The organism is Variovorax sp. Varisp36 (assembly GCF_047304235.1).
In the GTDB taxonomy this organism is placed as follows: Bacteria; Pseudomonadota; Gammaproteobacteria; order Burkholderiales; family Burkholderiaceae_C; genus Variovorax.
Window position 1 is genome coordinate 1 of record NZ_JBGLYU010000041.1, and the last position, 17,682, is coordinate 17,682.

General features: G+C 66.1%; 16 protein-coding genes. 11 read left to right on the forward strand and 5 right to left on the reverse strand.

Going from position 1 to position 17,682, the window contains the following annotated elements; genetic code table 11:
• Together ACCD11_RS21385 and ACCD11_RS21390 are read right to left on the reverse strand one after the other, a co-directional pair.
• Window positions 1-317, reverse strand: a 317-nt coding sequence (locus ACCD11_RS21385; RefSeq protein WP_413315382.1) for a contractile injection system protein, VgrG/Pvc8 family, incomplete at its 3' end; no start/stop codon positions are given.
• A 267-nt stretch (window positions 318-584) separates the two neighbouring features.
• The gene (locus tag ACCD11_RS21390; RefSeq protein WP_413315383.1) at window positions 585-1,538 is read right to left on the reverse strand and encodes an SMP-30/gluconolactonase/LRE family protein; all 954 of its coding nucleotides are present in this window, start codon (window positions 1,536-1,538) and stop codon (window positions 585-587) included.
• Between the two features lie 133 nt (window positions 1,539-1,671).
• On the opposite strand from ACCD11_RS21390, the gene ACCD11_RS21395 reads away from it, so the two are divergent.
• Window positions 1,672-2,445: an SDR family NAD(P)-dependent oxidoreductase gene (locus tag ACCD11_RS21395; RefSeq protein WP_413315384.1), complete on the forward strand. Its 774-nt coding sequence runs from the start codon at window positions 1,672-1,674 to the stop codon at window positions 2,443-2,445.
• A gap of 108 nt (window positions 2,446-2,553) precedes the next feature.
• Here the strand turns inward: ACCD11_RS21395 and ACCD11_RS21400 are convergent, their stop codons facing one another.
• Window positions 2,554-3,513 (reverse strand): LysR family transcriptional regulator, encoded by a 960-nt coding sequence (locus ACCD11_RS21400; RefSeq protein ID WP_007831791.1) that lies wholly within the window; start codon window positions 3,511-3,513, stop codon window positions 2,554-2,556.
• Between the two features lie 148 nt (window positions 3,514-3,661).
• On the opposite strand from ACCD11_RS21400, the gene ACCD11_RS21405 reads away from it, so the two are divergent.
• The 10 genes from ACCD11_RS21405 to ACCD11_RS21450 all read left to right on the forward strand — a co-directional run bounded on the left by ACCD11_RS21405 (window position 3,662) and on the right by ACCD11_RS21450 (window position 16,357).
• A complete protein-coding gene (locus tag ACCD11_RS21405; protein ID WP_413315385.1) occupies window positions 3,662-5,116 on the forward strand; it encodes an aldehyde dehydrogenase family protein in 1,455 nt (484 codons plus the stop codon).
• Window positions 5,117-5,165: 49 nt separating this feature from the next.
• A complete protein-coding gene (locus ACCD11_RS21410; RefSeq protein WP_056509196.1) occupies window positions 5,166-6,131 on the forward strand; it encodes an ABC transporter substrate-binding protein in 966 nt (321 codons plus the stop codon).
• A gap of 12 nt (window positions 6,132-6,143) precedes the next feature.
• Complete coding sequence (chvE, locus tag ACCD11_RS21415; RefSeq protein WP_056597171.1) at window positions 6,144-7,214, forward strand: multiple monosaccharide ABC transporter substrate-binding protein; 1,071 nt, start codon at window positions 6,144-6,146, stop codon at window positions 7,212-7,214.
• Window positions 7,215-7,240: 26 nt separating this feature from the next.
• Window positions 7,241-8,767 carry a multiple monosaccharide ABC transporter ATP-binding protein gene (gene mmsA / locus ACCD11_RS21420; RefSeq protein ID WP_042673160.1) on the forward strand — a complete coding sequence of 509 codons (1,527 nt, stop codon included), beginning with the start codon at window positions 7,241-7,243 and terminating at the stop codon, window positions 8,765-8,767.
• Window positions 8,754-9,965, forward strand: coding sequence for a multiple monosaccharide ABC transporter permease (gene mmsB, locus ACCD11_RS21425; protein WP_007831782.1), 1,212 nt, complete (start codon window positions 8,754-8,756; stop codon window positions 9,963-9,965). Before mmsA ends, mmsB begins: the two co-directional genes overlap by 14 nt.
• Before the next feature lie 6 nt (window positions 9,966-9,971).
• Window positions 9,972-11,495 (forward strand): sugar ABC transporter ATP-binding protein, encoded by a 1,524-nt coding sequence (locus ACCD11_RS21430; RefSeq protein WP_413315386.1) that lies wholly within the window; start codon window positions 9,972-9,974, stop codon window positions 11,493-11,495.
• A gap of 117 nt (window positions 11,496-11,612) precedes the next feature.
• Window positions 11,613-12,647, forward strand: coding sequence for an ABC transporter permease (locus ACCD11_RS21435; RefSeq protein ID WP_007831778.1), 1,035 nt, complete (start codon window positions 11,613-11,615; stop codon window positions 12,645-12,647).
• On the forward strand, window positions 12,644-13,675 hold the full coding sequence (yjfF, locus tag ACCD11_RS21440; RefSeq protein ID WP_413315387.1) for a galactofuranose ABC transporter, permease protein YjfF: 1,032 nt from the start codon (window positions 12,644-12,646) through the stop codon (window positions 13,673-13,675). Before ACCD11_RS21435 ends, yjfF begins: the two co-directional genes overlap by 4 nt.
• Window positions 13,676-13,679: 4 nt before the next feature.
• Window positions 13,680-15,416: an IlvD/Edd family dehydratase gene (locus ACCD11_RS21445; protein WP_007831767.1), complete on the forward strand. Its 1,737-nt coding sequence runs from the start codon at window positions 13,680-13,682 to the stop codon at window positions 15,414-15,416.
• Between the two features lie 23 nt (window positions 15,417-15,439).
• Window positions 15,440-16,357 (forward strand): dihydrodipicolinate synthase family protein, encoded by a 918-nt coding sequence (locus tag ACCD11_RS21450; protein WP_007831766.1) that lies wholly within the window; start codon window positions 15,440-15,442, stop codon window positions 16,355-16,357.
• A 433-nt stretch (window positions 16,358-16,790) separates the two neighbouring features.
• On the opposite strand, the gene ACCD11_RS21455 is transcribed toward ACCD11_RS21450, so the two are convergent.
• Window positions 16,791-17,045, reverse strand: a complete 255-nt coding sequence (locus ACCD11_RS21455) for a hypothetical protein (RefSeq protein WP_007831762.1) — start codon at window positions 17,043-17,045, stop codon at window positions 16,791-16,793.
• 133 nt (window positions 17,046-17,178) lie between these two features.
• Window positions 17,179-17,667, reverse strand: a complete 489-nt coding sequence (locus ACCD11_RS21460; protein WP_413315388.1) for a hypothetical protein — start codon at window positions 17,665-17,667, stop codon at window positions 17,179-17,181.
• Window positions 17,668-17,682: the final 15 nt, after the last annotated feature.

The window sequence follows — 17,682 nt, forward strand, 5'->3', positions numbered from 1 at the left end:
AAGATGCGGAAGTCGCTTCGGCGGGTGGCGAGCCAGAGCCAGGGACGCAGCCGCATCTTGTAGAAGGACTGTCGCGCGTCTTGCTGCGAAAGGCCGAAGCGCGTGACGATGCCGGCAAGGTGGCGCAGGGCGCCGCTCTCGGTTTCCATCGCGACGGTGGCGGCCTTGCCCAGCAGGGTCTTGGGATCGATGGCGTTGCTGCTGCCCAGCAGATCGATTTCAAAAACGTAAGCCTGGCTGAGTGTCTCTCGACCGACGAGGCGGTGGAATTGCAGTGCCTCGCCCAAGGGCGTCTGGATCGTGACGCGGCGCTTCATGGCTGCCGCAGGCGTGCGAGCACGCCTTCGAAGTTGGACATGGGACTCCCTGAATGCGCCTGCCGCTACGGATGAGGGCTGGCTTTTTCCGGGGATTATGTAAGCCCTTGTACTGGCGCCGTAAGTACACGAAAGTAACAGCGCCCGGAACTAGTGCGCAGTTGATGCTTGGCGCTAAGGGCTTGAAACAAGCGTGATCTCCGCGGCATCGCCAGTTCTACGGCGCGGGTGCGCACCTGCGTCTCGCGGGCGAGTCTGGCAGCTTCTTCAGCCCGCGAACAGCGCCGCCGGCACCCCCGGGCTGCCGATGCGCACCCTGAACAGCCCGCCCGCCAGCGGCTCGGCCGCCTGCTGTTCGGCCGTGAGTCCGTTGCGCGCGGTCGTGATGTAGAGCGTGCACAGGTCGGCGTCGCCGAAGGCGCAGTCGGTGACGTGGCTCGCGGGCAGCGGGATGCGGCACAGCTCGGCCGCGCTCACCGGGTCATGGCAGGTCACGCAGGCGCCGCCCCAGTGCGCGATCCAGAGACGGCCGGCCGCGTCGGTGGTCATGCCGTCGGGCAGGCCATCGGGCTTCGGGAAGCGGTGCCACAGGCGCCGGTTCGACACCGTGCCCGCCTCCACGTCGAAGTCGTAGGCGTAGAGGTTGTTGCGCGCCGTGTTGTTGAAGTACATCGTGCGCCCGTCGGCCGACCATGTCGGGCCGTTGGTCACCTCGAAGCCGTCGTCGTGCCTGGTGCAGCGGCCGTCGGCGTCGTAGCGGTAGAGCGCGCCGGTCGGTGCCTGGCAGTCGAAGTCCATGCTGCCGCCCCAGAAGCGGCCTCGGCTGTCGCACTTGCCGTCGTTGAAGCGGTTGCCGGTGCGCTCGGGCTCGGGCTGGTGCAGGTAGCGCGGCTTCGCGTCGTCGCCGGGCGCGGTGGTGTCGAACAGCGCGAAGCCGCGGCGCAGCGTGACGATGAGGCCCGGCGCCGAGGCGCGCTCGGCGATGGCGGTGATCTCCTCGTCGAAGGTCCAGGTTCGCTGCGCGCCGCTGGCGGGGTCGTAGCGGAACAGGCGCGGCGTGAGGATGTCGATCCAGTAGAGCGCCTGCTCGCGCTGCGACCACATCGTGCCCTCGCCAAGGTTGGCGCCGGCGGCCCAGATGCATGCGAGCTCGCCTGCGGCCGACGGCACGGATGCAGATGCGGATGAAGGGGGGAGGACGCCTGTCTCTTGCTTGTTCATTTGTTTTTTCCTCGTCATGTCTTCTTGACTCGGCGGATCGTATCAAGGCATATTGATAACGGAAATTTAAAATTTAGGCATTGATGAATATGCTTTTTGCAATGTCAGTTGCCGAGCACCCTGGAGACTTTTCTTGAATTCCCCCCCACATTCCATTTATCCCAGCCTGAAAGACCGTGCCGTTTTCGTCACCGGTGGCGGCAGCGGCATTGGCGCTGCCATCGTCGCAGCGTTCGCAGCCCAGGGCACGCGCGTCGCCTTCATCGATATTGCCGAGGGTTCCAGCGCGGCGCTCGCACGGCAGATCGAGGAGGCCGGCCACGCGGCGCCGTGGTGGCGCGCCTGCGACGTGCGCGACATCGCCGCGCTGCAGAAGGCCATTTCCGACGCGGCCACCGAACTCGGCGACTTCGCGGTGCTGGTCAACAACGTGGCAAGCGATGACCGCCACACGCTCGAATCGGTCACGCCCGACTACTACGACAACCGCATGGCCATCAACGAGCGGCCGGCGCTGTTCGCGATCCAGTCGGTGGTGCCGGGCATGAAGCGCCTGGGCTTCGGCTCGGTGGTCAACCTGGGCTCCACGGGCTGGCAGACGAAGGGCTCGGGCTACCCCTGCTACGCGATCGCCAAGTCGTCGGTGAACGGCCTCACGCGCGGGCTCGCGGTGGACCTGGGCCGCGACCGCATCCGCATCAACACTGTGTCGCCCGGCTGGGTGATGACGGAGCGCCAGGTGAAGCTGTGGCTCGACGACGAAGGCGAACAGTCGCTCAAGCGCAACCAGTGCCTGCCCGACAAGCTGATGCCGGAAGACATCGCGCGCATGGTGCTGTTCCTGGCATCGGACGACGCGAAGATGTGCACGGCCCAGGAGTTCACCGTGGACGCCGGCTGGACCTGAACGGAATTGCTGTGCGCGGAATGCCGCGGAACCGGCTTTGCCGGGCCGCTGGCGTTGCCCCCTGCAAGGGGGTTGGCGAAGCGACACGAAGTGCGCGAAGACTGGGGGTTAGTCCAGTTCCAGCTTCCGCCCGTACACGCTCACAGCCGCCGTCTTCAGCGCCTTCATCATCACCTTCGCCGCCGGCGACGGCAGCCGGTCGGTGCGCGTGATGATGCCGAAGGCGTCCATGTGGCAGGGCATGTCCAGCGGCAGCAGCGACACGATGCCGTGCGCGGCGTAGTAGCGCGCCACGTCGGTCGCCAGCACCGCCACCATGTCGCTCTGCTGCAGCATGCGCGTGATGAAGAGCAGCGCCGGGCTCTCGATGGTGTTGGTCGGCGGCGCCAGGCCTTCTTCCTGGAACATCAGCTCGAAGCGATGCCGCAGCACGCTGCCCGCGGGCGGCACGATCCAGCCTGCGCTCACCACGTCGCGCAGCGTGAGCCCGCTCACGCCCAGCAGTGGATGGCCCGGCCGCACCAGCGCGCACACCGGCTCTTCGCTCAGTGCTTCGTAGCGCAGCTGCGACTTGTCGTGCTCGGCGAAGAGGCGCGCCACCAGGATGTCGAGCTTGCCCTGCTCGAGCCGCTCGATGAGCACCGGGCTGGTCTCGATCTCCAGCGACACGCGCAGGTCGGGCTGCTCGCGCTTGACCATGGCCACGGCCGGTGGCAGCAGCGTGAGCCCGGGCGCGGTGATGGCGCCCACGCTCACCTGGCCGAAGCGCCCGGCCTTGAGCGCGGTGAGCTCGTCGTGCGCCTGGTTCAGGCTCGCGAGCGCCACACGGGCGTGGCGGATCATGGTCTCGCCGTACCAGGTGGGGCGCATGCCGCGCGGCAGGCGGTCGAACAGCGGCACCTCCAGCACGTCTTCCAGGTCCTTCAGCAGCTTGGAGGCGGCGGGCTGCGTCATGTTGAGCACCTGCGCCGCGCGGTGGATGTTGCCTTCCTCGGCCAGGGCCACGAGCAGCAAGAGCTGCCGGGTCTTGAGGCGGGCGCGGATGAACCAGTGGTTGTAGTTGGTCATGTCTCTTTGACTTGAAACGAAGGACTGATCGGGTTTTCCAGAATCCAATGATCGATATCCATTTTGCTTAAAAAACAATTGGATTGATATCATTTTTGTTTCTAGACTCGCCGCACATCCAGAACTACAGAGACAAGGCCCCCGCCCGGTGATTCACGGCGAGCTCCATCAGAACGTGCGGCAGTACATCAATGGCCGCTGGGAAACCAGCGCGACCACGGGTGTGAGCGCCAATCCCTCGGACACCAGCGAAGTGGTGGCCGAGTACGCACGCGCCGATCGCCGCCAGGCCGAGGCCGCCATCCGCGCGGCCACCGAGGCCTTTCCCCATTGGAGCCACAGCACGCCGCAGCGGCGCGCCGACGTGCTCGACCGCATCGGCGCAGAACTGCTCGCACGCAAGGACGACCTGGGCCTGCTGCTGGCGCGCGAGGTGGGCAAGACCCTGCCCGAGGCGGTGGCCGAAGTGGCGCGGGCGGGCCAGATCTTCAAGTTCTTCGCGGGCGAGGCCCTGCGTGGCGGCGGCGGCGAGAACGTCGCCTCGGTACGCGCGGGCGTGCAGGTCGACGTCACGCGCGAGCCGGTCGGCGTGGTCGGGCTCATCACGCCGTGGAACTCGCCGTTCGTCATCCCGGCATGGAAGATCGCGCCCGCGCTGGCCCACGGCAACAGCGTGGTGTTCAAGCCGGCCGAACTGGTGCCGGCCTGCGGCTGGGCGCTGGCCGAGATCATCAGCCGCGCCGCCTTGCCGGCCGGCGCCTTCAACCTCGTGATGGGCAGCGGCCGCGAAGTGGGGCAGGCGCTGGTCGACAGCGCGCTGGTCGATGCGCTGAGCTTCACAGGCTCGATGGCCAACGGCGAGCGCATCCTGCAGGCGGCAGCTTCGCGCCGAGCCAAGGTGCAGCTCGAGACCGGCGGCAAGAACGCGCTGGTGGTGCTGGCCGATGCCGACCTCGACCGCGCCGTCGACTGCGCGGTGCAGGGCGCCTATTTTTCCGCCGGCCAGCGCTGCACCGCGTCGAGCCGGCTCATCGTCGAGGCAGCGGTGCACGACGCCTTCGTGGCCAGGCTGCGCCAGCGGCTCAAGACGCTGAAGATCGGCCATGCGCTGGAGCGCGGCGTCGACATCGGCCCGGTGGCCGACGAGGAGCGCCTCGCGCAGAACCTCGCCTGGGTCGAGGTGGCGCGCGAAGAGGGCGCCGAGCACGTGTGGGGTGGCGAAGCGCTCGAACGCGCCACCGCCGGCCACTACATGAGCCCCGCGCTGTTCCTGGCCAAGCCGGCGCACCGCATCGCGCGCGAGGAAATCTTCGGCCCGCTGGCCTGCGTGCTGCGCGCCGACAACTACGATGAAGCACTCGCGCTGTGCAACGACACGCCCTTCGGCCTGTGCGCGGGCATCTGCACCAATTCGCTGAAGCACGCGATGCATTTCAGGCGCCATGCCGTGGTCGGCATGACGATGGTCAATCTGCCGACCGCAGGGGTGGATTTCCACGTGCCCTTCGGCGGCCGCAAGGGGTCGGGCTACGGGCCGCGCGAACAAGGGCGCCACGCCGCGGAGTTCTACACGACGGTGAAGACCGGCTACATGCTGGCCTGAGCCACAAAAAACCGTTCTCAACAAGCAAGTCAACAGAAGGAGACATCCCATGACGATGAATCGCCGCACGCTCAACACTGCACTGGCCGCCGCCGCCCTCGGCGGGCTGCTGCCCGTTTCTGCGCTCGCGCAGAAAAAACTCGTGCTCGGCTTCGCGCAGGTGGGCGCCGAGAGCGAATGGCGCACTGCCAACACCGAGTCGATCAAGTCGTCCGCGAAGGACGCCGGCATCGAGCTCAAGTTCTCCGATGCGCAGCAGAAGCAGGAAAATCAGATCAAGGCCATCCGCTCGTACATCGCGCAGAAGGTCGACGTGATCGCGTTCTCGCCCGTGGTCGAGTCGGGCTGGGAAACCGTGCTGCGCGAAGCCAAGGCCGCCAAGATCCCGGTGGTGCTGACCGACCGCTCCGTCAACACCAAGGACGACTCGCTCTACGTGACCTTCATGGGCTCGGACTTCACCGAAGAAGGCCGCAAGGCCGGCCGCTGGCTGGTCGAGAAGATGAAGGACCAGAAGGGCGACGTGAACATCGTCGAGCTGCAGGGCACCGTGGGTTCGGCGCCGGCCATCGACCGCAAGAAGGGCTTCGAGGAAATCATCAAGGCCGACCCGAAGTTCAAGATCATCCGCTCGCAGACCGGCGACTTCACGCGCGCCAAGGGCAAGGAGGTGATGGAAGCTTTCCTGAAGGCCGAGGGCAAGAAGATCAACGTGCTCTTCGCGCACAACGACGACATGGCCATCGGTGCGATCCAGGCCATCGAAGAGGCCGGCCTGAAGCCCGCGAAGGACATCACCATCATCTCCATCGACGGCGTGAAGGGGGCGTTCGAAGCGATGATCGCGGGCAAGCTCAATGTGTCGGTCGAATGCAGCCCGCTGCTCGGCCCGCAACTGATGAGCGCCGTGAAAGACATCAAGGCAGGCAAGACGCTGCCCAAGCGCATCGTGACCGAAGAAAGCATCTTCCCGATGGAAGTCGCTGCCAAAGAGTTTCCCAATCGCAAGTACTGAGAGCCCACAGCCATGAAACGCAAATTCCTCAAAGCATCGCTCGCGGGCATCGCATTCGCCATCGTCGGCTTCACGCCGCTGGCCAATGCGCAGGACAAGGGCCTGATCGCGATCTCGATGCCCACCAAGTCGTCGGCCCGCTGGATCGCCGATGGCGCCAACATGGTCAAGTACTTCAAGGACAAGGGCTACAAGACCGACCTGCAGTACGCCGACGACGACATCCCCAACCAGCTCGCGCAGATCGAGAACATGGTGACCAAGGGCTCGAAGGTGCTGGTCATCGCGGCCATCGACGGCACCACGCTGTCCGACGTGCTGCAAAAGGCGGCCGACAAGGGCGTGAAGGTCATCGCGTACGACCGGCTCATCAAGGGCTCGAAGAACGTCGACTATTACGCCACCTTCGACAACTTCCAGGTTGGCGTGCTGCAGGCGCAGTCGATCGAGAAGGCGCTCGACCTGAAAAGCGGCAAGGGCCCGTTCAACATCGAGCTGTTCGGCGGCTCGCCGGACGATAACAACGCCTTCTTCTTCTACAACGGCGCGATGTCGGTGCTCGACCCGTACATCAAGAGCGGCAAGCTCGTGGTGCGCAGCAAGCAGATGGGCATGGACAAGGTCGGCACGCTGCGCTGGGACGGCGCGGTGGCGCAGGCGCGCATGGACAACCTGCTGTCGGCCTTCTACACCAAGGACCGCGTCGACGCGGTGCTGTCGCCGTACGACGGCCTGTCCATCGGCATCCTCTCGTCGCTCAAGGGCGTGGGCTACGGCTCGGGCTCGCAGCCGATGCCGGTGGTGTCGGGGCAGGACGCCGAGGTGCCTTCGATCAAGTCGATCCTGCGCAAGGAGCAGACCTCGACCGTGTTCAAGGACACGCGCGAGCTGGCCAAGGTGACGGTGGCCATGGCGGACGCCATGCTCTCTGGCAAGCAGCCCGAGGTGAACGACACCAAGACCTACAACAACGGCATCAAGGTCGTGCCCTCGTACCTGCTGAAGCCGGTGAGCGTGGACGCGTCGAACTGGAAGCAGGTGCTGGTCGACAGCGGCTACTACAAGGAAAGCCAAGTCAAGTGAGTCAAGGCGAACGCACGATCCTCGAAATGCGCGGGATCACCAAGACGTTTCCGGGGGTGAAAGCCCTCAGCAACGTCAACCTCGCCGTGCGCGCGGGGGAGATCCACGCGGTGGTCGGCGAGAACGGCGCGGGCAAGTCGACGCTCATGAAAGTGCTGAGCGGCGTCTACCCGTGCGACTCGTACACCGGCGAGATCCATTTCGAGGGCGAGCTTCGCCGCTTCAAGGGCATCGCCGACAGCGAGAAGCTCGGGATCATCATCATCCACCAGGAGCTCGCGCTGGTGCCGCTGCTCTCGATTGCCGAGAACATCTTCCTCGGCAACGAGATTGCGAACGGCGGCGTGATCGACTGGTTCGCCGCCTATGCGAAGACGCGAGAGCTGCTTGCCAAGGTGGGCCTCAAGGAGTTGCCCACCACGCTCGTGACCGACCTCGGTGTCGGCAAGCAGCAGCTGGTGGAAATCGCCAAGGCGCTGGCCAAGGAGGTCAAGCTCCTGATCCTCGACGAGCCGACCGCGAGCCTGAACGAGAACGACAGCGATGCGTTGCTGATGCTGCTGCTGGAGCTCAAGCGCCAGGGCATCGCGTCGATCCTCATCTCGCACAAGCTCAACGAGATTTCCAAGGTGGCCGATTCGGTCACCGTGCTGCGCGACGGCGCGACGGTCGAGACCATGGACTGCCGCGGCCAGCCGATCAGCGAGGACCGCATCATCCGCGGCATGGTGGGGCGCGACATGGCGCACCGCTATCCGCAGCGCCATCCGAAGATCGGCGAGACCGTGTTCGAGGTGCGCGACTGGCGCGTGCACCATGCGCTGCACGCCGACCGCGAACAGATCAAGGGCGTGAACCTGAACGTGCGCAAGGGCGAGATCGTCGGCATCGCGGGCCTCATGGGCGCGGGGCGCACCGAGCTCGCCATGAGCGTCTTCGGCAAGTCCTACGGCCAGCGCATCAGCGGCTCCGTGCTCATGCACGGCAAGCCCGTGGACGTGGGCACGGTGCGCAAGGCCATCGACCACGGCATCGCCTACGTCACCGAGGACCGCAAGGGCCTGGGGCTGGTGCTGGAGGAAGACATCCGCAAGAACATCAGCCTGGCCAACCTCGATGCGATCGCCGATTCGTCGGTCATCGACAACGGGCGCGAATTCAAGGTGGCCAACGAATACCGCAAGGCACTCAACATCCGCTGCTCGGGCATCGAGCAGCTGGTGGTCAATCTGTCGGGAGGCAACCAGCAGAAGGTGGTGTTGAGCAAGTGGCTCTTCACCAAGCCGGAACTGCTGATCCTCGACGAGCCCACGCGCGGTATCGACGTGGGCGCCAAGTACGAGATCTACACCATCATCGACCAGCTTGCGAGCGAGGGCAAAGGCATTCTCATGATTTCTTCGGAACTGCCGGAACTGCTCGGCATGTGCGACCGCATCTACGTAATGAACGAGGGGCGCTTCGTCGCCGAATTTCCAGTGGCCGAGGCCTCGCAGGAACGCATCATGCATGCCATCGTGAGCTCGGGGAGTTCGATCCATGTCGCAGCCTGAAGTCAACGCGGTGAAGGCCGCCGTTCCCGCCTCCGAGGCGCCGAAGCTGCATGTCGGCTTCCTGAAGAACAACCTGCGCGAATACGGCATGCTGATCTCGCTGGTCGCGATCATGGTGCTGTTCCAGGTGCTGACCGACGGCACGCTGCTGCGGCCGCTGAACCTCACCAACCTGCTGCTGCAGAACAGCTACGTGGTCATCATGGCGCTGGGCATGCTGCTGGTGATCGTGGCGGGGCACATCGACCTGTCGGTGGGCTCGGTCTGCGGCTTCATCGGGGCGCTTGCAGCGGTGCTGATGGTCGAGTACGAATGGCACTTCGTGCCGACGGCGATCGTGAGCATCCTCGCGGGCGCCGTCATCGGCGCCGCGCAGGGCTGGTTCGTCGCGTTCCGCAAGATCCCGTCGTTCATCGTCACGCTCGCGGGCATGCTGGTGTTCAAGGGGCTCACGCTGGCGCTGCTGGCGGGGCAATCGGTGGGCCCGTTCCCGGTGGAATTCCAGCGGCTCAGCTCGGGCTTCATTCCCGATCCGCTGGGCGGCGACGCATTGCGCACCACCTCGCTGGTCGTGGGCGCGCTGGCCGCCGCGGCGCTGGTGTTCTTCAAGCTGCGCGGGCGCGCCAAGCTGGCGGCGCACGGCATGGAGCAGGAGCCCTACGCCTTCTTCCTCGTGAAGAACCTGTTCTTCGCGGCCATCATCCTGTTCTTCAGCTACCTGCTGTCGACCTACAAGGGCCTGCCCAACGTGCTGATCGTGATGGCGGTGCTGATCGTGGTGTACGACTTCGTCACCAACCGCACCACCGTCGGCCGGCGAATCTATGCGCTGGGCGGCAACGAGAAGGCGGCGCGGCTGTCGGGCGTGAAGACGCAGCGGCTCGCCTTCCTCACCTTCGTGAACATGGGCGCGCTGGCGGCGCTGGCCGGGCTGGTGTTCGCGGCGCGGCTCAATACCGCGACGCCGAAGGCCGGCCTGGGCTTCGAGCTCGACGTGATCGCGGCCTGCTTCATCGGCGGCGCCTCTGCCTCGGGCGGCGTGGGCCGCGTGATGGGCGCGGTGATCGGCGCCTTCATCATGGGCGTGATGAACAACGGCATGTCGATCCTGGGCATCGGCATCGACTACCAGCAGGTCATCAAGGGCCTGGTGCTGCTGGCCGCGGTGTTCATCGACGTCTACAACAAGAACAAGTAGCCGCGCATGACAGACGGCAGCCTCAGCCCCGTGCTCGAGCTTCGGGGCATCCACAAGCAGTTCGGCAGCATCCAGGTACTGCGCGACGTACGGCTCAACCTGTACTCGGGCGAGATCCATGCGCTGATGGGTCAGAACGGCGCGGGCAAGTCGACGCTGATCAAGGTGCTGACGGGCGTGCTGCCGTCGAGCGGCGGCGAGATGTTCCTCGACGGCCAGCCGATCCAGCCGCACTCGCCGCTCGACGCGCAGAAGCTGGGCATCAGCACGGTCTACCAGGAGGTGAACCTGTGCCCGAACCTGTCGGTGGCGGAGAACGTGTTCGCGGGGCGCTATCCGCGTTGCGGCGCGGCGCAGGGCTTTCGCATCGACTGGGCCGCGGTGAACCGCCGCGCCGAAGAGCTGCTGGGGCGCATCGGGCTCGACATCGACGTGACGCGGCTGCTGTCGGGCTACTCGGTTGCGGTGCAGCAGATGGTGGCGATTGCGCGTGCGCTGGGCGTGTCGTCGAAGGTGCTGATCCTCGACGAGCCGACGTCGAGCCTGGACGACGACGAGGTGGAAAAGCTGTTCGAGGTGCTGCGGCGCCTGCGCGGCGAAGGGCTGGCCATCGTCTTCGTGACGCACTTTTTCAACCAGATGTATGCGGTGTCGGACCGCATCACGGTGCTGCGCAACGGCAGCTGGATCGGCGAGTGGCGTGCCGCAGACCTGGGGCCGCAGGCGTTGATCGCAGCGATGCTCGGGCGTGAGCTGGCGGCGCAGTCGGCGCGTCCCGCTGCCTTGCCTTCGTTCGATGAGGCCGCACCCGCATTGCTGCAAGCCGAAGGATTGGGGCAGGCGGGCCAGCTGCAGGCGACGGATTTGCGTGTGCGTGCCGGCGAAGTCGTCGGCATCGCGGGCCTGCTGGGCGCGGGCCGCACGGAACTCGCACGGCTGCTGTTCGGGCTGGAGTTGCCGGACCGCGGCGTGCTCAAGGTCGATGGCCGCACCATGAGCTTCTCGAACCCGGCCGATGCCATTCGCGAAGGTCTTGCGCTGTGTCCCGAAGAACGCAAGACCGATGGCATCGTTGCCGAGCTGTCGGTGCGCGAGAACATCGCGCTGGCGCTGCAGGCGCGCCTGGGCACTCGGCGCTTCCTGTCGCATGCCGAGCAGACCGAGATGGCCGAGCGCTTCGTGAAGTCGCTCGGCATCAAGGCCGCGAGCGTCGAAACGCCCATCGGGCTGCTGTCGGGCGGCAACCAGCAGAAGGCCATGATCGCGCGCTGGCTCGCGACCGAGCCGCGCCTGCTGATCCTCGACGAGCCCACGCGCGGCATCGACGTGGCGGCCAAGCAGGAGATCATGGAAGAGATCCTGCGGCTCGCGAAGGCGGGCATGGCGGTGATCTTCATCTCCTCGGAAATGAGCGAGGTGGTGCGCGTGGCGCACCGCATCGTGGTGCTGCGGGATCGGCAGAAGGTGGGCGAGCTGCCCGGTGGCTCGAGCGAGGACGAAGTCTACGAAATGATTGCAGCGACAACATGACTCTCCCCCAGTCTTCGCGCACTTCGTGTCGCTTCGCCAACCCCCTTCCGGGGGCGACACCAGCGGCCCGGCAAAGCCGGTTCCGCGGTATCTCCCGCATCAAAGAAGCGCTTTGACATGAACCGCCTTTCATCCTTCATGAGCCACCGCCTCGCCTGGCCTCTCGTCACATTGTTCCTGCTGCTCGCGGTGAACATCGCCTTCAACACCAGCTTCCTGCATCTCGAATGGCGCGAAGGCCATCTCTACGGCAGCCTGATCGACATCCTGAACCGCGCGGCGCCTCTGGTGCTCGTGTCGCTGGGCATGACGCTCGTGATCGCGACGCGCGGCATCGACATCTCGGTGGGCGCGGTGGTGGCCATCGCGGCGGCGCTCGCGGCCTGGATGATCGGTGGCTCGGTGGCCAATGACGTGAGCCGCTTCCCGATGCCGCTCGCCATCCTCGCGGCCATCGGCATCGCATTGCTGTGCGGGCTGTGGAACGGGCTGCTGGTCGCCAAGGTCGGCATGCAGCCGATCATCGCGACGCTGATCCTCATGGTGGCGGGGCGAGGCATCGCGCAGCTCATTGCCGACGGGCAGATCATCACGATCTACTACAAGCCCTTCTTCTTCCTCGGCAGCGGCTACCTTCTCGGGCTGCCGTTCTCGCTGTTCATCGTGGCGGCGGTGTTCGTGCTGCTGTACCTGGCGATCACGCGCACGGCGCTGGGCCTGTTCATCCAGGCAGTGGGGATCAACCCGACGGCGGCGCGCGTGGCGGGCGTGCAGGCGCGGCGGCTGATCGTCGGTGCGTATGCGTTCTGCGGTGCCTGCGCGGGTGTGGCGGGCTTGCTCATCAGCTCCAACGTGAAGAGCGCGGACGGCAACAACGCGGGGCAGCTCATCGAGCTCGACGCGATCCTGGCGGTGACGCTGGGTGGCACGGCGCTGACCGGCGGGCGCTTCAGCCTCGTGGGCAGCGTGATCGGAGCGCTGATCATCCAGACGCTGACCTATGCGATCTATTCGCTGGGGGTGCCGCCGGAGATCAACCTTGTCGTGAAGGCGGGCGTGGTGTTTGCCGTGATGCTGCTGCAGTCGCCGGAGTTCAGGTCGCAAGTGCGGGCGCTGGCGCAGCGGCCGGTGCATGAAGAGGGGCGGGCATGAGCGCGGTGATCGATACGGGACCCTCACCCCAGCCCTCTCCCGCAAGCGGGAGAGGCGGCAAGAGGGGAGGGCTCAATCCAAAGTACCTGCCGTTGGCGGCGACGATTTCGCTGTTCGTGCTGGTGGCTACGCTGGGTTCTGTTTTCTACGATGGCTTCTTCTCGGCGCAGGTGTTCCTCAACCTGCTGATCGACAACGCCTTCCTGATCGTCGTGGCCGTGGGCATGACCTTCGTGATCCTTTCGGGCGGCATCGATCTGTCGGTGGGCTCGGTGATCGCGCTGACCACCATGGTCTCGGCCTCGCTGGTCGAGAAGCACGGCTGGAGCCCCGGCATCGTGATTCCGCTGGTATTGGCGATGGGCACGGCTTTCGGTGCGTTCATGGGGCTGCTCATCGAGCGCTTCCGGCTGCAGCCTTTCATCGTCACGCTGGCCGGCATGTTCCTGGCGCGGGGGCTGTGCTACCTGATCAGCATCGACTCGATCAGCATCACCAACGAGTTCTACTCGGAGGTCTCGCAGATCCGCATTCCGATCTGGGGCGAGGCTTCGGTGTCGATCAGCGCGGTGATCGCCGTCGTGGTGCTGCTGGCGGCGATCTTCATCGCGCATTGCACGCCCTTCGGCCGCGCGGTGTACGCCATCGGCGGCAGCGAGAACTCGGCGATGCTGATGGGCCTGCCGGTACGCCGCACGCTGGTCGGCGTGTACACGCTCTCGGGCTTCTGCTCGGCACTGGCGGGCGTGATCTTCACCTTCTACATGCTCTCGGGCTACGGGCTGCATGCCATCGGGCTGGAGCTGGACGCCATCGCGGCGGTGGTGATCGGCGGCACGCTGCTCACGGGCGGCGTGGGCTATGTGGCGGGCACGCTGTTCGGCGTGCTGATGCTCGGGATCATCCAGACCCTCATTTCATTCGACGGCACGCTGAGCTCGTGGTGGACCCGCATCGTGGTCGGCGCGCTGCTGTTCGTTTTCTGTTTGTTGCAACGCTTTTTCACCTCGCGCACTCCGCGCCGCTGACTCAATGACAAAAAAACTGCGCTCGACCGAATGGTTCGGCTCCGCCGACAAGAACGGCTTCATGTACCGCAGCTGGATGAAGAACCAAGGCATCCCGGACCATGAGTTCGATGGCCGCCCGATCATCGGCATCTGCAACACCTGGTCGGAACTCACGCCGTGCAACGCGCACTTCCGCAAGATCGCCGAGCACGTGAAGCGCGGCATCTCGGAGGCGGGCGGCTTTCCGGTGGAATTCCCTGTTTTCTCCAACGGCGAGTCGAACCTGCGGCCCACCGCGATGCTCACGCGCAACCTCGCGAGCATGGACGTCGAAGAAGCCATCCGTGGCAACCCCGTCGACGCGGTGGTGCTGCTCACGGGCTGCGACAAGACCACGCCCGCGCTGCTGATGGGTGCGGCGAGCTGCGACATCCCTGCCATCGTGGTCACGGGCGGGCCGATGCTCAACGGCAAGCTCGAGGGCAAGAACATCGGTTCGGGCACGGCCGTGTGGCAGCTGCACGAGTCGCTGAAGGCGGGCGAGATCAACCTGCACCAGTTCCTCTCGGCCGAGGGCGGCATGTCGCGCTCGGCGGGCACCTGCAACACGATGGGCACGGCCTCGACGATGGCCTGCATGGCCGAGGCGCTCGGTACCTCGCTGCCGCACAACGCGGCGATTCCGGCGGTCGATGCGCGGCGCTACGTGCTCGCGCAGATGTCGGGCATGCGCGCGGTGGAGATGGCGAAGGAGGGGCTCACGCTGTCGAAGATCCTCACGCGCGAGGCCTTCGAGAACGCCATTCGCGTGAACGCGGCCATCGGCGGATCGACCAATGCAGTGATCCACCTGAAGGCGATCGCGGGGCGCATCGGCGTCGAGCTGGAGCTGGAGGACTGGACGCGCATCGGCAGCAATACGCCGACCATCGTCGACCTGATGCCTTCGGGGCGCTTCCTGATGGAAGAGTTCTACTACGCCGGCGGCCTGCCCGCCGTGCTGCGCCGGCTCGGCGAGAACGGTCTGTTGCCGCACCCCGCTGCGCTCACCGTCAACGGCCAGTCGATCTGGGACAACGTGCGCGATGCGCCCAGCCTCGACGACGAGGTGATCCGCCCGCTCGACAAGCCGCTGATCGCCGATGGCGGCATCCGCATCCTGCGCGGCAACCTGTCGCCGCGCGGCGCGGTGCTCAAGCCCTCTGCCGCATCGCCGGAGCTGCTGAAGCACCGTGGGCGCGCGGTGGTGTTCGAGAACCTGGAGCACTACAAGGCACGCATCGTCGATGAAGACCTCGACATCGACGCAAGCTGCGTGATGGTGCTGAAGAACTGCGGTCCCAAGGGCTACCCCGGCATGGCCGAGGTCGGCAACATGGGGTTGCCGCCCAAGCTGCTGCGCCAGGGCGTGAAGGACATGGTGCGCATCTCCGATGCGCGCATGAGCGGCACGGCCTACGGCACGGTGGTGCTGCACGTCGCGCCCGAGGCGGCCGACGGCGGGCCGCTGGCGGCGGTGCGCGACGGCGACTGGATCGAGCTCGACTGCGATGCGGGGCGATTGCACCTCGACATCAGCGATGAGGAACTGGCGGCGCGCCTCGCTTCGCTGTCTTCTTCGGATGCACAACCGATGAGCACGCGCGGCGGCGGCTACCAGAAGCTCTACGTCAACCACGTGCTGCAGGCCGACGAAGGCTGCGACTTCGACTTTCTCGTCGGCTGCCGCGGCTCGGCCGTGCCGCGCCATTCGCATTGAACCCACGCAAGCAACGAAACATCATGACCCCCAGATACCGCGGCATCTTCCCGGTGGTGCCTACCACCTTCACCGAACAGGGCGAACTCGACCTGGAGAGCCAGAAGCGCTGCGTCGATTTCATGATCGACGCGGGCTCGGACGGCCTGTGCATCCTTGCCAATTTCTCGGAGCAGTTCGTGCTGTCCGACGAGGAGCGCGAGGTGCTCACGCGCACCATGCTCGAACACGTGAAGGGCCGCGTGCCGGTCATCGTGACCACCACGCACTACAGCACCAAGGTGTGCGCCGAGCGCAGCCGCCGCGCGCAGGACATGGGCGCGGCCATGCTGATGGTGATGCCGCCCTACCACGGCGCGACCTTCCGCGTGCCCGAGCCGCAGATCTTCGAGTTCTACGCACGCCTGTCCGATGCGGTGGACATCCCGATCATGATCCAGGATGCGCCGGCCAGCGGCACAGTGCTGTCGGCGCCGTTCCTCGCGCGCATGGCGAAGGAGATCGAGCAGGTCGCGTATTTCAAGATCGAGACGGCCGGTGCGGCCGCCAAGCTGCGCGAGCTGATCCGCCTGGGCGGCGAGGCCATCGAAGGCCCGTGGGACGGCGAAGAGGCCATCACGCTGATGCCCGACCTCGATGCCGGCGCGACCGGCTCCATGACCGGCGGCGGCTATCCGGACGGCATTCGCCCGATCATCGAGGCGCACCGTTCGGGCGACCGCGACAAGGCCTTCGCGCTGTACCAGCAGTGGCTGCCGCTCATCAACTACGAGAACCGGCAGGCGGGCCTCCTGGCCTGCAAGTCGCTCATGAAGGAGGGCGGCGTGATCGCTTGCGAGGCGCCGCGGCATCCGCTGCCCGCGATGCACCCCGCGACGCGCGCCGGCCTGATCGAGACGGCGAAGCGGCTCGATCCGCTGGTGCTGCGCTGGGGGAGATAGCCGGTTCGCCGTCCCGGGCGAAGTAGGGCGCGAGGATCTCGGTCATCGCGCGGGCGGTGAACGCCGGCATCACCTGCACGAGCGAGCCGGCCGCAAAGCACGGCAGGAGGCCGCCGATCGGCGCCTGGATCAGCCCGAGGCCCGCGACCGCCGCGGCGTTGTAGGCGTCGGTGCCGTTCACCGTGACGATGGAGCGCATCGGCTGCATCCGGTAGCGGCCCTGGTCGGCGTCGAAGTCTTCCCGACCCGCGTCGTTCGGCGAGAGGGTCTGTGCGAAGTGCACGATGCGGTGCTGCGCGCGTAGGCTTGCACACGAACTTCGACGCGATGGTCGCGGGCTTGCTCGGGGAGGGGAGTCGCTGGGTGAATGCCCAGCGCATCGAGGTGTCGGGCGGGATGCTGGTCTGAACATGCGGGGGTGCCCCCGCGGACTTCAGCTTTTCTCGAGTTCGGTGACTTGCAGCGACAGGTCGAACAGCTTGGACTTGCTGGCGTAGTAGCGGTCGAGCCGCCATTCCTTCAGGATGTCCATCGCGAGCTCGAAGCTCTTGTAGTCGAGGTTGTAGAGCGTGACCAACTCGAAGCTGCGTTCGGACTCGAGAGCCAACACGAGCTGGGCCAGGATCTTGGCCGATTCGTTGGCCGGGTCCGTTTCGATGAATCGGCGAGCGACCTTGATGGCATTCATGGGAAAGGATTCCTCGGTAGGCAGGGACCGAGAACTATAGCTAGCAGGCCTGCGCCTTTTATGACAGTACTGTGACAGTAAGGGCATCGCCAGCCGCCGGCAGCGCCTGGCGATGCTTCTTCAGCGAAGACGCTCAGCGCAGGGGCGCGGGCATCGGCCGGGGCATGGGCATCGGCTCGGGCATCGGGGCCGGCATCGGCGTCGGTTCCGGCGCCATCGCCGGTGCGGGCATCACGATGGTGGTGACCGATTCGCGGATCACGCCCCCACCCATCACGCTGCCGTCGACGCTGGCCGTGCTGTTGCCGCTGCTGCCGAGCACGCGGGCCTCGCAGGCGGCGCGGTCGTCTGGCTGCTGCTGCAGGCCGCAGCGGGCGAGCGCATTGGCGCGGTAGTCGGGTGCGCTGGTCAGGCCCCCGCGCGCGGCTTCCAGGCGCGCTGCGCCGGCTTCGCGGATGCAGGCGGCGCGGTCCTGCTCGTTGTGGCCGCAGACAGCCAGTTCCTGCTGGTAGGTGCCCGAGGCTGCTGCGCCGCGCGGCGACGCTGCCGAGGCGATGCTGCCGGCTGCAAGCCCGCCGGCGGCGAGCATGGTGAAGATGATTGAGCGAGTGGTGCTTTTCATGGATGGCTCCTTGAA